The following is a 13,631-nucleotide window of genomic DNA, read 5'->3' as shown; positions in this document are numbered from 1 at the left end:
CCGAAGGCGAATCAGGTGCCCTCGGTGATGTCAGTCTCGGCCAGTCCGGTACGCAGCTTTTTCAGCGTCGCCGCCAGCAATCGGGACACCTGCATCTGGGAAACCCCGACGCGGCGCGCGATGTCCGACTGGCTCATCCCGGACCCGAATCGCAACGCCACGATCTTGCGCTCGCGCTCCGGAAGACTGTCCAGCATCGGCCGCAGCGCCTCGCGCAGTTCGGCCTGGCCGAGGTTCGCGTCCGGCGCGCCGAAACGCGTGTGCGCGGAGTTCTCCAGCAGGTTGTCCAGCGAGGCCCCGTAACGCCCCTGTCCGGCTCGCAGGCCCTCGTAGACGTCCTCGATCGGCACGCCGAGATGGCGTGCGATCTCACTGGGCTTCGGCGCGCGGGACAGCCGCACGGTCAGCTCCTCGCGCGCGGCCGAGATCGTCGCGTTGAGTTCCTTGAGCCGTCTCGGCACCCGGACCGACCAGCTGTTGTCGCGGAAGTGGTGGCGCAGTTCGCCGGAGATCGTCGGCACCGCGAAGGCCAGGAAATCGGTGCCCTGCTCGGGGTCGTAGCGGTCCACCGCGTGGATGAGGCCGACGGTCGCGATCTGCACGAGGTCGTCCATCGCCTCGTCGCGGTTGCGGAATTTCCGGGCGAGGTTGCGCGCCAGTTCGAGGTGCTCGCGCACCAGCCGGTCCCGGATCTCCTCGCGGCGGGGCGAACGGTCGGGCAGCTGCGTCAGCTCGTGGAACAGTGCTGCCACGTCGGTGGACTTGTCGCCGCCGGCGGGGGTCGTCACGAGCTGGCCGCCTCACTCTCCCGGACCAGTTGCACCCGGGAGAGGTACCGGCCGTTGGCCGGGGTCACGGTGCGCCGCGCGGAGGTCGCGAGCGCGGTCAGCAGCTGCCAGGACAGACCCGTCTCGTCGCCGTGGTCGGCGCGGTCGGAGACCACCGACACAGTGACCTCGATCCGGCCTTCCAGCCAGGAGAACACGCAGGTCAGCTTGCCGTCGGCGGCCGAGGGCAGCAGCATCGAACAGGCCTCGTCCACAGCCATCCGCAGGTCCTCGACCGCGTCCAGGTCGAAGTCCTGCCGCATGGCGATGTCGGCGACGATGGTGCGCAGAGTGGGCACCACGTGCGGGATAGCCGCCGTCCGCACCTCGATGAGCTGTGCGTCCTCGCGCTCGAGCGGGGCGTTCTCCTCCACGTGCTGTCCTCTCTCCGGCGTGCCACGCCAGTCTTTCGTGCCCGATCTGCCACATGCCCGGGGGGTGAGCAAACCAAACCCGGGTTTGACCGCCGCGACCGGCGGGCATGTAGCCGTCGAGTGCATCCCGGGAAAGGTGGGGACGACATGGCTGACGTGAGCCGACTGCCGAACGTGGTGGCCGAGGAGTGGGAGTGGCAGCTTCAAGGCTCGTGCCGAGGCGCGGACAGCAGCCTGTTCTTCCATACCGACAATGAGCGCGGCTCCGCGCGCGAGCGCCGCGAGTCCCGCGCGAAGGCGATCTGCCACACCTGCCCGGTGCTGGCGCAGTGCCGCAAGCACGCGATGACCGTCGAAGAGCCGTACGGAATCTGGGGCGGGCTCGGCGAGATCGAGCGCCGCGAGCTGTTCATGCGCGAACGGCGAGCGAAGCGCAAGACGGTGTCCGCCTGAGCGCTCCGACCCCACGACCCGCGCGCCCACCTGCGGTGCGCGGGGTGTTGTGCGTCCGCCGGTCGCCCGCGCGCCAAGGTGTAGCCATGTGCCGACGCGGACTCAGTCACCCACTGGGTTAGGGTTGAGTCTCCAGATGCTTGGGACCGTGACACGGTTGCCGCTTGAGTACTACAGGCGCGTACCGGCGCAGGAGCAGCGCCTGACGAGGAGAAACTGCATGCCCGCAGCCGACCAGAACGCCACTCCGCCCGGATTCGGCATCACGCTGGACACCGCGGCCGCCGAGCCGAGGGTGGTGGTCACGGGTGAACTCGATCTGCTCACCAGCCCGCAGCTGCAGGAAGCTCTTGCCGGGTTGATCGCGGACAAGAATTCCCGTCGCGTGGTTGCCGACCTCACCGGGGTGACCTTCTTCGACTCTTCGGCGCTGAACGTCGTCCTGCACGCCCAGCGGCAGGCCGGGGAACAGCACGTCGAACTCGAGGTCGTGCCGAGCCCGGCGGTCAGCCGGGTGATCGAGCTCACCGGCGTGGCCGAACACCTGAGCGTGTCGGAGGAACCTCCGGCCTGATCTCCCGATACGGTCGCGCGGATTGAAAGTGGTCCGCGACCTGGGGGATAACCATCATGATGGGGCGCACGCACGCCCTGACCGGCTGGTGCGCGGGGCTCGCCCTGGCACCCGCGGTCGGCGTCGGCACGGTGCACCAGGCGGTGGTCTTCGCGGCCACCACGGCCGGGTTCGCGCTGCTGCCGGACCTTGACCATCCCAGCGCCAGCGCGACCCGCCTCTTCGGCTGGCTGACCGGCGCGCTGTCCTGGCTGCTGCGCCGAGTGTCTGCAGCTGTATACGCCCTGACCAAGGGCCCGCGAGACGAAAAGGTGACCGGCACGCACCGGCACCTCTCGCACACCCTGCTGTTCGCTGTCGCCCTCGGCGCGGCCACCTCCGCTGGCTGTTCGGCCGGCGGAGCTTGGGCCGTGCTGGGCGTGCTGTTGTTCGGACTCCTGCTCGCCGTCGCCGCTCTCGGCGACTGGCTGCTGCTGCCCTACGGCGGCGCGGTGGCCTGGTGGTACTTCACCGCGCCAGACGACCGGGTGGCCCAGCTGGCGGACATCTCCGGCTGGCTCGGGGCAGCCGTCGCGGCGGGCTGTTTCGTCCATTGCCTCGGCGATTCGCTGACCGAGTCGGGCTGCCCGTTCCTGTTCCCGCTGCCGATCGCGGGGGAGACCTGGTACGAACTCCGCCCGCCGAAGCCGCTCCGGCTGCACACCGGGAAGAAGGTGGAGACGCGGCTGGTGTTCCCGGTGTTCGCGCTGGTGGGGGTGCTGCTGGTGCCGGGGGTGTGGGATTGGACGGTGGCTACGGTGGAGCATTTGTTCACCCCAGGGGCTTCCCAGACCGCGACTCAGTGAGGCTCACGGGACTGCCCGCCGATACCGCTCCCCAAGAACCCGCAGCGCTTCAACGAGTTCGGGCGGTTCCGTCGCCGTGAAGTCGACCCCGAGCAGACCGAGGTGAACGGCAAGGAGCTCGACGTTGTCCGAGCCCGTCTCCAGCAGACAGCTGTTGTCGCCGATCGGAGTGATCGTGCCGATCGCGGGATTGATCCGCTCGGCCAGCTTTTCGGCCGACGTCCGCACCACGACCCGGGCCCGGTAACGCCACGTCGCTGAGGACACGCCCCGGCGTACTTGGTCGACTGCCTCTTCGGGGAGGTCTCGGGGCGTGAACCGGGGGCCGCCCGGGGTGCGCAGGCTGATCCGGTCCACCCGGAAGGTCCGCCAGTCGGCCCGCTCGATGTCGAACGCGACGAGGTACCACCGTCGTCCCCAGTTGACCAATTGGTACGGCTCCACGTCGCGCTGGCTCGCGGAGCCGTCGTGGGACTGGTAGTCGAAGCGCACGCGGTCGTGGTCGCGGCAGGCGGAGGTGAGGGTGCTGAGGACGTCCGCGTCCACCCGGGGGCCGAGGTCGTCCCAGGGCACCGCGACGGCGTAGCGCTGGATGGCTTCGACGCGCCGCCGGAGCCGGGCGGGCAGGACCTTCTCCAGTTTGGCCAGCGCGCGCAGCGAAGTCTCCTCGACTCCGGTGATCGTGCCTCCGGCAGCGGTGCGCAGCCCGATCGCCACCGCGACCGCTTCCTCGTCGTCGAGCAGCAACGGCGGGAGCGCGGCCCCGGCTCCGAGCCGGTAGCCGCCGACCGAGCCGCGGCTGCCGTGCACCGGATAGCCGAGGGTGCGCAGGCGTTCCACGTCGTTGCGGATGGTGCGGGCGCTGACCGCCAGCCGTTCGGCCAGTTCGGCTCCGGTCCAGTCGCGGGGCGTCTGGAGCAGCGAGAGCAAGCGCAGCAGCCGCGCCGAGGTTTCCAGCATTTTTTCAGTATCCCGCGCGAATAGGAACGTAGCTTGCCTAAACGGCTCCTACGGTGGGTCAAGTCAGAAACGAACCGCACGGAGGAACAACTCATGTATCTCGTCATCGGAGCCACGGCCCACTTCGGACGTCAGGCAGTGGAGGAGCTGGTCGCCGCGGGTGCGCCGGTGCGGGCGCTGACCCGGGCGCCGGAGCGGGCCGGGCTCCCGGACGGCGTCGACGTCGTCCGCGGAGATCTGACCAAGCCCGAGACGCTGCCGCCGGCGCTGGCCGGTGTCGAGGCCGCTTTCCTGGTCCTCCAGTACGGGATGGACGTCGCTCCGCTGCTCGCGGCCGCGGTCCAGGCCGGGGTGCGGCGGCTGGTGCTGCTGTCCTCGGGAGCGGTGGTTCCCGGCACCGACCAGCAGCCCGACGTGATCGCCCAGTACCACCGCGACGTGGAGCGGGCCGTCGAGGAGACCGGCATCGAGTGGACGTTCCTGCGGTTGCTGTTCCCCGCCATCAACTCGCTGACGTTCGCGATGCAGCTTCAGGGCGGAGACGTCATCCGCGCGCCCTACGCGGAAGCGGCGTTCAGCGCGGTGCACGAGCGAGACGTCGCGGAGGTCGCCGCACGGATCCTGACCGGCGGCGGGCACGCCGGGCAGGCCTACGACCTGACCGGCCCGGAGTCGCTGACCCAGGCGGACCAGGTCCGGGTTCTCGGCGAGACACTGGGCCGCCCGCTCACTCTCGAAGACCTCGACCCGGAGCCCGTCCGCGAACAGATGAGCCAGTTCATGGACCCCGAATTCCTGACGGCCCTGTTCGACCTCATGGCGCAGACGGTCGGCAAACCCGCACCGGTCAACGACCTCGTCGAGCGGATCACCGGGCACCCGGCCCGCGGCTACGCCCAGTGGACCGCGGATCACCGAGCCGACTTCAGCAGCTGATCGACCGGAAGGACCGCACCGTGACACTCGGGCGCCGAGCGCTGGGCCGAGCCCTGCTGGCCCGCCAGTGGCTGCTGGAACGAGCCGACGCGACCGTCGAGGAGGCGGTCGCGCGGCTGGTCGGCCTGCAGGCGCAGGCACCGTATGCGCCCTACTTCGGGCTCTGGAGCCGGGTTCGGGCGTTCGGCACCGCCGACTTGGCGGACGCGCTGACCGAACGCCGCCTGGTGCGGGTCGCCCTGATGCGCAGCACCGTGCACCTGGTCACCGTGGCGGACTATCGCGCCTTGCGTCCGTGGTCGCAAGACGCGCTCGACCGCGAACTCGACACCGCGTTCAAGGCGCCGCTGGCCGGACTGGACCGTGCGGCCGTGGCGGAGTCGGGCCGGGCGCTGCTCCGCGCCCGGCCGCTCACCCCCAAGGAACTTCGGGCGGCGTTGCACGAGCAGTGGCCTGACCGCGACCCCCACGCGCTCGCCACCGTCGTGCGCAACCGCGTGCCGCTGGTGCAGGTGCCGCCGCGGGCCGTCTGGGGCGTCGGAGGCACCACCCGGTACGCGGCGGCGGCCGACTGGACCGGAACCGAACCGGCCTCCGCCGCTGACGCCGAGCAGATCGTGCTGCGCTACCTCGCCGCCTTCGGGCCGGCCTCGGCCGCCGACGTGCAGACCTGGGCAGGCCGAACCCGGCTGCGTCCGGTCCTGGACAGCTTGCGGCCGAGGCTGGCGGTTTTCCGGGACGAACGCGGGACGGAACTGTTCGACCTGCCGGACGCGCCCCGCCCCGCCGCCGACGCTCCCGCACCGGCCCGCTTCCTGCCCGAGTACGACAACCTGCTCGCCTCGCACGCCGACCGCACCCGGGTGATCTCCGCCGAAGACCGCAAACGCGTCATGACCGGCAACGGGATGCGGCCCGCTTTCCTGGTGGACGGTCAGGTCGCCGGCGCCTGGAAACTCCGGCAGGACAAGACGTCGGCGACGCTGGAGATCGAGCCGTTCCGGAAGCTGACCGCCGCCGAACGCGCGGAGATCGAGGCCGAGGGTGCACTTCTGCTGGAGTTCGCGGCTCCGGGCGCGGACCACGACATCCGCGGGACTACTCCTCGAACCTAGGCGCGCCCGAGTAGTCCCGGGAGTGCACGATCCGCCCGTCGCGCACCGTCAGCACCATCGCGTAGGTCGACACGTACGGCTTGCCCTCGAACTCCCCGTGCAGGTCGTACTCCGCCACCAGCACCTCTGGATCGCCGGTCTCGTGCACGACCACCCGGTCCGACTTGGTGATCCGGCGGCGCTGTCCTGCCTCGTGAAAGCGTTTGCGCAACTCCTCCCGGTCGCGCGTCACCTTCGGCACGCCGGCCGGTGCGAACGGGATTTCGATCACGACGTCCTCGGAGTACAGGTCGGCGAGGTCGTCCCAGCGGTTGCCGACGGCCGCGTCGAGGAAGCGCTGGAACACGTCCTTCGTTCCGTGCAGCGTGCTCGACGCGCCGTGGTTCGGGTAGTCGCGGTACCGGGTGATCTCGCCGTCCCGCACGGTCAGCAGCCCGGCGGACGACGGGATCCGATAGTGGTGGCCGCTGTGCGGATTGCGGCCCTCGGCGACGAGTTCGACGGCGAACCCGTCCGCGGTTTCGGTAGTGGTGACCTCGACTTTCTCCAGGCCGATCCGGGCCGCGACGGCGCTGCCGGCGCCGAGCGTGGCCAGCACGGCGTCCCGGCCGGCCGAGCGGTGGCCGGTGAACGGGACTTCGTAGACGGCGTCCTCGGCGAGGACGTCAGCGAACGGCGCGGCGTCGAAGGCGGTCAGCGCGTTCGCGACGATCTCGGCCACTTCGGACACGGTGCGGGGCATCAGAAACCTCATTCGGGAAGACAGGCGGATAATCGGAACGGGGCACCCGCTTTTGACGATACGGAGTTCGAACTCCGGTTGTCAACGGCGGCCTGGAGATCTGGGACACGGTCAGAAGCGGCGGCGATCGTTCCGGGGAAGAATCGGACGACCGCACCACTTTGAGAGCAGAGGAGACAGCCGGTGGAGAAGCCTGCGCTCCGCGCGGACGCGCGGAGGAACCGCGCCCGGGTGCTGGCTGCCGCCGAAGCGGCCTTCGCCGTCGACGGCCTCTCGGTGCCGCTCGACGACATCGCGCGGCTGGCCGGCGTCGGTGCGGGCACCGTCTATCGGCACTTTCCCAGCAAGGAAGCGCTGTTCCAGGCCGTCGTGGTGGAGCGGCTGGAGCAGTACGGCGTCGAGGCGCAGGAGTTGATCGACTCCGACGTGCCGGGCGAAGCGTTCTACGACTACTTCACACGCGTCATCGAACAGGCGTCGCGTAACCGTGCGATCTGTGAAGCGCTCGGTGAGACAAGCGGGTCCGCGTACAAGGCCGAAGCGGCGGAGCGGTTTCGCGTGAACCTCACCGCGCTGCTGGAGCGCGCGCAAGCCGTAGGCGCTGTACGCGCCGACATCGACGGCGAAGACCTGCGCGCGCTCATCGTCGGCGCGCTTGCGGTGGAGCGGTTTACGCCGGACAGTCGGCATCTCGTGCGCGTACTGCTCGACGGGCTGCGCAAGGTCTAGTCGCGGCGTCCGACGCGTAGGTGGATGCGTTCGCCGGATTTGCTGAAGAGGCTGAGGATTTCGACGTCGCCCTTGCCTGCGGCACCGAACCAGTGCGGAATGTGGCAGTCGAACTCGGCCGCTTCGCCGTGTCCCATGATGAAGTCGTGATCGCTCAGGCGTACGCGTAGACGCCCGCGAAGCACGTAGAGCCATTCGTGCCCGTCGTGGCTACGCGGATGGGGCTCTTCGTCGCGTGCCGGGATGATCTGTTTGTAGGCGCGGAGTTCTCCCTGGTGCCGGGACAGCGGGATCAGCACACGCCCGTCCCGCTTGGCGGCTTGCTGGGGCACGCGCGGGTCGACTATCCGGGGCGCGGCGACGATCTCGTCGAACGGGACGCCCAGCGCGGCGGTGATCGGCAACAGCAGTTCGAGACTCGGCTTGCGCTGGCCGGATTCCAGCCGGGAAAGCGTGCTGGTCGAGATGCCGGTGGACCGCGACAGCTCGGCGAGGCTGACGCCCCGGTCGTCCCGGGCACGCCGCAGCCGGGGCGCGATCTGCTCGAGCACGCCGTCGACGGCGGGATGGTCGCTCATGCGGCGCAGTCAACCAATGCATCCCGGAAACGGCAACGTTTCTTGCCGCTTCCGGTCGAGCCTTCCGATGCTGGTCGTGGAGGTGGCTTTAATGACCAACAAGACTGTCGAAACACCCCGGCGCTCCGCACGGCTGCCCGTCGGCGTGTACCTGCTCGCCTTCAGCCTGTTCGCGATGGGCAGTGCCGAGTTTCTTCTTGCGGGCGTGCTCCCCGCAGTGGCCGACGATCTCCAGGTTTCGCTGTCCTCCGCCGGATTTCTCATCACCGCGTTCGCGCTCGGTGTCGTCCTCGGCGGGCCGCCGTTCGCCGTGCTCAGCTTGCGCTGGCCCCGGCGCACCGCGCTGCTGGCCACGCAAGGAGTGTTCGCGGTCAGCGTCGCCGCCGGGCTGCTGGGCGACTACCAGGTCTTGCTGGTGAGCCGGGTGGTTTCGGGCGTCGCCTACGCCGGTTTCTTCGCCGTCGCTTCCGTGACCGCGATCAGCCTGGTCACCCCGGACCGCAACGCCCGCGCCTCGGGGGTCGTGGTCAGCGGCCTGAGCGTGGCCATGGTCGCCGGCGGACCGGCGGGCGCCTTGCTCAGCCACTTCACCCAGTGGCGCGGCGGATTCTGGGCCGTGGTCGCGCTGACACTCGCCGGAATCGTCGCCTGCTCGCTCGGCATCCCCGCGGCGAACCGATCGGCGGCGCGACCAAGCGTGGCGCGAGAGCTGGCTACGATTCGCGAACCGCGGCTCTGGGGCATTTTCGGGATCACGATCCTGACCACGGCGGCGTACATGATCACGTTCAACTACCTCTCGGCCATGCTCGCCGAGATCACCGGCGTCCCCGCGGTATGGATCCCGGCGATCCTCGCGCTCTTCGGAATCGGCGCCTTCGCAGGTCTGTCCATCGGCGGCCGCGTCTCCGACCAGCGACCGCACACCGCGCTCCTCGCCGGAGCTGCCGCGATCGTGGCGCTTTCGGTCGGCATGGTCTTCGCGATCGACCGCGCGTGGGCGGTGATCCCCACGGTGTTCCTTCTCGGGATCGCGGCTTTCGTGGTGAATCCCGCGATCTACGGCCGCGTCTTCGCCATCGCCGCCGACGCCCCCACGCTCGCCGGGGCGACCACGGTGTCGGCTTTTCAGCTGGGAATCAGTGCCACTCCCGTCCTGGCAGCGGCCGCGCTCACCCAATCCCTCACCTGGGTGAGCTTCATCGGAGCCGTCCTCGCCGCGCTTGCGGTTCCCCTAATCGTTCTTGACCGTACCCTCAGCGAGCGGCAGGTCGCGCATCTTGCGAAGCGGCGAAGCGATCAGAATCGCTGACGCCGCAAGGATTCCGATGCCGGACACGTACAGCGTGACCCGGGTTGTGGTGAGTTCGGCGATGAAGCCGCCGAGGAGGCTGCCGAGCGGGGCGATGCCGAAAATGACCGTCTGCGACACCGACGAGACCCGGCCGAGCAGTTCGTGCGGGGTGATCGCCTGCCGGAAACTCGTCTCGAAAACACCGAGCACGATGATCCCGAAACTCGACGCGATCCCGCCGGTGATGTACCACGCGACACCCCACCCTGGCGTCGCGAAAGCGTTGGGCAGGAACGAAACGCTGTACACGGCACCGCCGATGTACAGCGCCCGCGCCGCGCCGAAGCGGGCACCGAGCCGTTGAGCGACCAGGCTGGCCAGCAGTGCTCCGGTCAGCGAGACCGTGCTGACCAATCCGATCATGAACGGTTCGAGGTGCAGGTCGCGGACCGAGAACACCACCGAGACCGCCATGAACATCGACTGGAACAGGCTCGAAACGGCGCTGTGGATGGTGATCGCCCGCAGGATCGGGTGGCGCAGCACCGTCCGCAGTCCCTCGCCGATCTCGCGGCGGAGGTTCCGCTCGGCGGGCTCCGGCCGCACGTCCGGCGTGCGGATGCGGCGCAGCCACGCGGCGGACCACAGGTAGGTCAACGCGTCGAGCGCCATCGCGCCCGCGCCCCCGACGAACTGCACGATCATCCCGCCGAGGCCAGGACCGGCGATCGCGGCGACGGACAGGTTCGTCTGCAGCCGGGCGTTCGCGTCGGGCAGTTCGCCGCGTTCGACGAGGTTCGGCAGGTAGGTCTGGTGCGCGACGTTGAAGAAGACGGTGAACACGCCGGCCAGCAGCACGACGACGTACAGATGGCCCAGCGTCAGCGATCCGAACAGCGCGGCGAGCGGCACCGAGCCGATGAGCACCGCGCGGCCGAGATCGGCGGTGATCAGCACCGGCCGGCTGCGCATCCGGTCGCACCACGCGCCCACTTGCAGCCCGAGCACCAGGTACGGGAGCGTGCTGAGCGTCCGCAGCAGCGACACCTCGGCCACCGACGCGGCGAGCGTCGTGGTCGCCAGCAGCGGGATCACCAGGAAGTCGATGCGGTTGCCGACCTGACTGAGGCCGTCGGCGAGCCAGAGCCGCCGGAAGTCCGGCGAGCGAAGAATCCCCCTCATAAGGTTAGTGTTATATAAGTTGAGTCGGTATATATCAAGTTGCACACTGCGTAACGGCGCCTATGATCAACGCGACGAAACCCTCGTAGCCGAGTGACCGTGCGGCGAGGAGGTGCCGGATGTCGGACACCGCTCCCACCTGGGGTTATGTCGTCGTGACCGGTCTCGCCGGGCTCGCTGGCGGCCTGCTCGTCGCCGCGCTGCTGGTCGCCGGTCGCACTCCGCGTCCGGCCGGAGAGTCGTCGCCGCCCACCCCGCCGCCCGTGCAGCAGGTGACGGTCACGGTGACCGGCCTCCCGCTGCCGCCGGTCACCGTGACCCATCGCCCGCCCGCGCCCCCGGCCCCGCCGCCGCGAACCACCACGGCCACGGTGTCGGTCACCCCGACGGCCACCAGCCCGTCGGCACCCCCGCCGACCACGCTGGCCCCGACCACCGGGTTCTTCCGCGACGAACGCTGAGGTCAGCCGACGTCGCGCCGACGCCAGCCGTCCAGGCCCACCGCGAGCACGACCGCCGAGACCGCCAGCAGCAGCACGAGCGGCAGCGCGGTGAACACCTCGCCGGGCACCTTCGGCGGATGCTGGAACGGAGAGACGTCCAGCAGCACCTGCGGCGCGTTGACGACCGGCCCGAACATGCTGATCAGCAACGCCAGCGCCGCCACGCCCCAGGCGGCGGTCGCCAGCTTCGGCAGCAGCCCGAAGATCAGCGCGGCCACCGCGACGATCACCCACGCCGCGGGCACCTGCACCGCGACGGCCGCGACCATGTGCCCGACCGAGCCCCCGACGTCGCCGCTGCGCAGCCCGTTCGACAGCCCGAGCAGCACGCCCCCGACGAGCACGAGCAACGCGCTGCCGAGGAACGCGAACACGAGGTGGCTCGCGGCCCAGCGCAGCCGTCCGACCCGGGTGGCCAGCAGCGGTTCGAGCCGGATCGCCGTTTCCTCGGTGCGCATCCGCAGCGTCGCCTGCACGCCGTAGAGCGAGGCGAGCATCGCGAACAGGCTCACCATCGTCGCGAGGAAAGCGTCGACGAGCCCGTGCGATCCGCCGAGCCGTTCGAAGATCTGCCTGCTCTGCTCGGTGCCGCCGACCAGACCGGAAATGCCCTGCGCGATCGTCCCGAACAGCGCGCCGCCGACCGCGAGCCCGACCAGCCAGCCGAGCAACGGACCCCGCTGCAGCCGCCAGGCCAGCGAGAACGGCGATCGCAGCGACGGCGCGGCTTCGCTGGGGCCGAGCCGCGGCGGAAGCAGGCCGACGCCGACGTCCCGGCGCGGCAGCAGCACGTAGGCCACGACGAACAGCACGAGCGTGGTCGCGACGGGCAAAATCAGTACCCACCAACGTTCTTCGGCGAACGGCCGGATCTGCTGCGCCCAGCCGAGCGGCGAAATCCACGACAGCCAGTGCGCGTCGGTGGTCGAATCTCCCGCACCACGCAACAGAAACGCGACGCCGAGCACCGCCGTGCCGATGCCGTTCGCGGTGCGCGAGTATTCGCCGAGCTGCACGGCCACCGCGGCGACGCCGGTGAAGACCAGACCAGCGAGCGCAGTGCTCGCGCCGAGCGCAACGGAACCCGCTGCGGGAACCTTCGACGCCAGCGTGATCGCTTGCAGCACACCGATCAGCACGCTCGCCCCGCCGGTCACCGCGAGCGCGGCGGTGAGCGGCGCGTATCGACCGACCACAGTGGACGCCAGCAGTTCGGCGCGGCCGGTGTCCTCCTCCGCGCGGGTGTGCCGGGTGAGCGTGAAGATCGCCATCAGACCGGTCAGCAGAGCCAGGAATCCGCCCATCCGCCAGGCGATGAACCCGCCCGCCGTGCCGAGGTTGAACGCCGGGCCGTAAAGCAGCGCGAACGACGGGTTCGCGGCGGCCGACGCGACGAGCCCGGCCCGGCTCGCGGCGGTCGGATAGAACTGGTCGTAGCTGCTGATCGTGGCCACCGGGATGAGGCTGAGCAGGACGATCCAGATCGGCAGGATGATCCGGTCGCGGCGAAGGGCCAGCCGGATCAGCGGTCCGGTGCCGTTGAGCGCGCCGGTCATTTCCCTGCCTCGAGTTCGTCCGCGTAGTGGCGCAGGAAGAGTTCCTCGAGCGTCGGCGGCCTGCTTTCCAGGCTGCGCACGCCGATCTGGGTCAGCTGGCGCAGCGCGTCCTCGATCGAGCGGGTCTCCACGTCGAAGCGGACGCGGTTGCCCTCGACCTTGAGGTCGTGCACGTCGGAGAGCTTGGCGAGGCCGTTCGGCGGTCCGCACAGCTCCGCGGAGATCGAGGTACGGGTGAGGTGGCGCAGTTCGGCGAGCGTTCCGGTCTCGACCGTGCGGCCGCCCCGGATGATGCTTACCTTGTCGCACAAGGCTTCCACCTCGGCGAGGATGTGACTGGACAGCAGCACGGTGCGGCCCTGCGCGCGTTCCTCCTGGATGACTTCCTGGAAGGTGGCCTCCATCAACGGGTCGAGGCCCGAGGTCGGCTCGTCGAGCAGCAGAAGGTCCACAGTGGACGCGAGCGCGGCGACGATGGCGACTTTCTGCCGGTTGCCCTTCGAGTACGTGCGGCCCTTCTTGCGCGGGTCGAGGTCGAAGCGCTCGACGAGTTCCTCGCGGCGCTTCTGGTCGAGACCGCCGCGCAGCCTGCCGAGGAGGTCGATGACCTCGCCGCCGGACAGGTTGGGCCAGAGGTTGACGTCGCCGGGCACGTAGGCGAGCCGGTGGTGCAGGCTCGCGGCGTCGCGCCACGGGTCGCCGCCGAGCAGCCGGATCTCGCCGGCGTCGGCGCGCAGCAATCCGAGCAGCACCCGGATCGTGGTGGACTTCCCGGCGCCGTTCGGACCGAGGAATCCGTGGACTTCCCCCGCGGGAACCTGAAGATCAAGGCCGTCGAGGGCCTTCACCCGGCCGAATGCTTTGTGCAAGCCGGAGATCGCAATGGCGTTTCCCATGGTTCGGAAGCTACACTCTTTTCACGAAGTTGTGAAGTTAAGAAAACGTCTGGACCGAGTGATCTTC

16 protein-coding genes are annotated in these 13,631 nt (G+C 69.7%); 8 read left to right on the top strand and 8 right to left on the bottom strand.

Annotated features, from left to right (window positions below; translation table 11 throughout):
• Positions 1 to 11: 11 nt before the first annotated feature.
• Together ABZX37_RS12995 and ABZX37_RS12990 are read right to left on the bottom strand one after the other, a co-directional pair.
• On the bottom strand, positions 12 to 788 hold the full coding sequence (locus ABZX37_RS12995; protein ID WP_354738974.1) for a SigB/SigF/SigG family RNA polymerase sigma factor: 777 nt from the start codon (positions 786 to 788) through the stop codon (positions 12 to 14).
• A complete protein-coding gene (locus tag ABZX37_RS12990; RefSeq protein ID WP_182893754.1) occupies positions 785 to 1,201 on the bottom strand; it encodes an anti-sigma factor in 417 nt (138 codons plus the stop codon). The genes ABZX37_RS12995 and ABZX37_RS12990 overlap by 4 nt, the downstream gene beginning before the upstream one ends.
• A 147-nt stretch (positions 1,202 to 1,348) precedes the next feature.
• Here ABZX37_RS12990 and ABZX37_RS12985 point away from each other — a divergent pair, with 147 nt between their 5' ends.
• The 3 genes from ABZX37_RS12985 (at position 1,349) to ABZX37_RS12975 (ending at position 3,073) form a co-directional block, all read left to right on the top strand.
• A complete protein-coding gene (locus ABZX37_RS12985) occupies positions 1,349 to 1,654 on the top strand; it encodes a WhiB family transcriptional regulator (protein WP_009086013.1) in 306 nt (101 codons plus the stop codon).
• Between the two features lie 220 nt (positions 1,655 to 1,874).
• Complete coding sequence (locus ABZX37_RS12980; protein WP_354738972.1) at positions 1,875 to 2,228, top strand: STAS domain-containing protein; 354 nt, start codon at positions 1,875 to 1,877, stop codon at positions 2,226 to 2,228.
• 59 nt (positions 2,229 to 2,287) lie between these two features.
• Positions 2,288 to 3,073 (top strand): metal-dependent hydrolase, encoded by a 786-nt coding sequence (locus ABZX37_RS12975; RefSeq protein WP_354739054.1) that lies wholly within the window; start codon positions 2,288 to 2,290, stop codon positions 3,071 to 3,073.
• Positions 3,074 to 3,076: 3 nt separating this feature from the next.
• Here the strand turns inward: ABZX37_RS12975 and ABZX37_RS12970 are convergent, their stop codons facing one another.
• On the bottom strand, positions 3,077 to 4,033 hold the full coding sequence (locus ABZX37_RS12970) for a YafY family protein (RefSeq protein ID WP_354738970.1): 957 nt from the start codon (positions 4,031 to 4,033) through the stop codon (positions 3,077 to 3,079).
• A 93-nt stretch (positions 4,034 to 4,126) separates the two neighbouring features.
• Here ABZX37_RS12970 and ABZX37_RS12965 point away from each other — a divergent pair, with 93 nt between their 5' ends.
• Entirely contained in the window at positions 4,127 to 4,969 is an 843-nt protein-coding gene (locus ABZX37_RS12965) for an NAD(P)H-binding protein (RefSeq protein WP_354738968.1), read from the top strand.
• 20 nt (positions 4,970 to 4,989) lie between these two features.
• The gene (locus tag ABZX37_RS12960; RefSeq protein WP_354738966.1) at positions 4,990 to 6,084 is read left to right on the top strand and encodes a winged helix DNA-binding domain-containing protein; all 1,095 of its coding nucleotides are present in this window, start codon (positions 4,990 to 4,992) and stop codon (positions 6,082 to 6,084) included.
• On the opposite strand, the gene ABZX37_RS12955 is transcribed toward ABZX37_RS12960, so the two are convergent.
• Positions 6,068 to 6,826, bottom strand: a complete 759-nt coding sequence (locus ABZX37_RS12955) for a nuclear transport factor 2 family protein (protein ID WP_354738964.1) — start codon at positions 6,824 to 6,826, stop codon at positions 6,068 to 6,070. The genes ABZX37_RS12960 and ABZX37_RS12955 overlap by 17 nt on opposite strands.
• Positions 6,827 to 7,009: 183 nt before the next feature.
• Between ABZX37_RS12955 and ABZX37_RS12950 the strand changes: the two genes are divergently transcribed.
• A complete protein-coding gene (locus tag ABZX37_RS12950) occupies positions 7,010 to 7,555 on the top strand; it encodes a TetR/AcrR family transcriptional regulator (RefSeq protein ID WP_344287762.1) in 546 nt (181 codons plus the stop codon).
• Here the strand turns inward: ABZX37_RS12950 and ABZX37_RS12945 are convergent.
• Positions 7,552 to 8,133, bottom strand: a complete 582-nt coding sequence (locus ABZX37_RS12945; protein WP_354738961.1) for an XRE family transcriptional regulator — start codon at positions 8,131 to 8,133, stop codon at positions 7,552 to 7,554. The genes ABZX37_RS12950 and ABZX37_RS12945 overlap by 4 nt on opposite strands.
• A 91-nt stretch (positions 8,134 to 8,224) precedes the next feature.
• On the opposite strand from ABZX37_RS12945, the gene ABZX37_RS12940 reads away from it, so the two are divergent.
• Positions 8,225 to 9,445: an MFS transporter gene (locus ABZX37_RS12940; protein WP_354739052.1), complete on the top strand. Its 1,221-nt coding sequence runs from the start codon at positions 8,225 to 8,227 to the stop codon at positions 9,443 to 9,445.
• Here ABZX37_RS12940 and ABZX37_RS12935 read toward each other — a convergent pair.
• On the bottom strand, positions 9,368 to 10,609 hold the full coding sequence (locus ABZX37_RS12935; RefSeq protein ID WP_354738959.1) for an MFS transporter: 1,242 nt from the start codon (positions 10,607 to 10,609) through the stop codon (positions 9,368 to 9,370). The two genes, ABZX37_RS12940 and ABZX37_RS12935, sit on opposite strands and share 78 nt — an antisense overlap.
• Positions 10,610 to 10,728: 119 nt before the next feature.
• Here ABZX37_RS12935 and ABZX37_RS12930 point away from each other — a divergent pair, with 119 nt between their 5' ends.
• Positions 10,729 to 11,070, top strand: a complete 342-nt coding sequence (locus ABZX37_RS12930) for a hypothetical protein (protein WP_354738957.1) — start codon at positions 10,729 to 10,731, stop codon at positions 11,068 to 11,070.
• Positions 11,071 to 11,072: 2 nt separating this feature from the next.
• On the opposite strand, the gene ABZX37_RS12925 is transcribed toward ABZX37_RS12930, so the two are convergent.
• On the bottom strand, positions 11,073 to 12,668 hold the full coding sequence (locus ABZX37_RS12925) for an ABC transporter permease (RefSeq protein WP_354738955.1): 1,596 nt from the start codon (positions 12,666 to 12,668) through the stop codon (positions 11,073 to 11,075).
• Positions 12,665 to 13,564, bottom strand: a complete 900-nt coding sequence (locus ABZX37_RS12920; RefSeq protein WP_354738953.1) for an ABC transporter ATP-binding protein — start codon at positions 13,562 to 13,564, stop codon at positions 12,665 to 12,667. Before ABZX37_RS12920 ends, ABZX37_RS12925 begins: the two co-directional genes overlap by 4 nt.
• Positions 13,565 to 13,631: the final 67 nt, after the last annotated feature.

This window comes from Amycolatopsis sp. NPDC004079, from assembly GCF_040610415.1.
Classification (GTDB): Bacteria; Actinomycetota; Actinomycetes; order Mycobacteriales; family Pseudonocardiaceae; genus Amycolatopsis; species Amycolatopsis halotolerans.
Note: the sequence above shows the minus strand (reverse complement) of the source record. Positions and strands in the feature narration are given on the sequence as shown.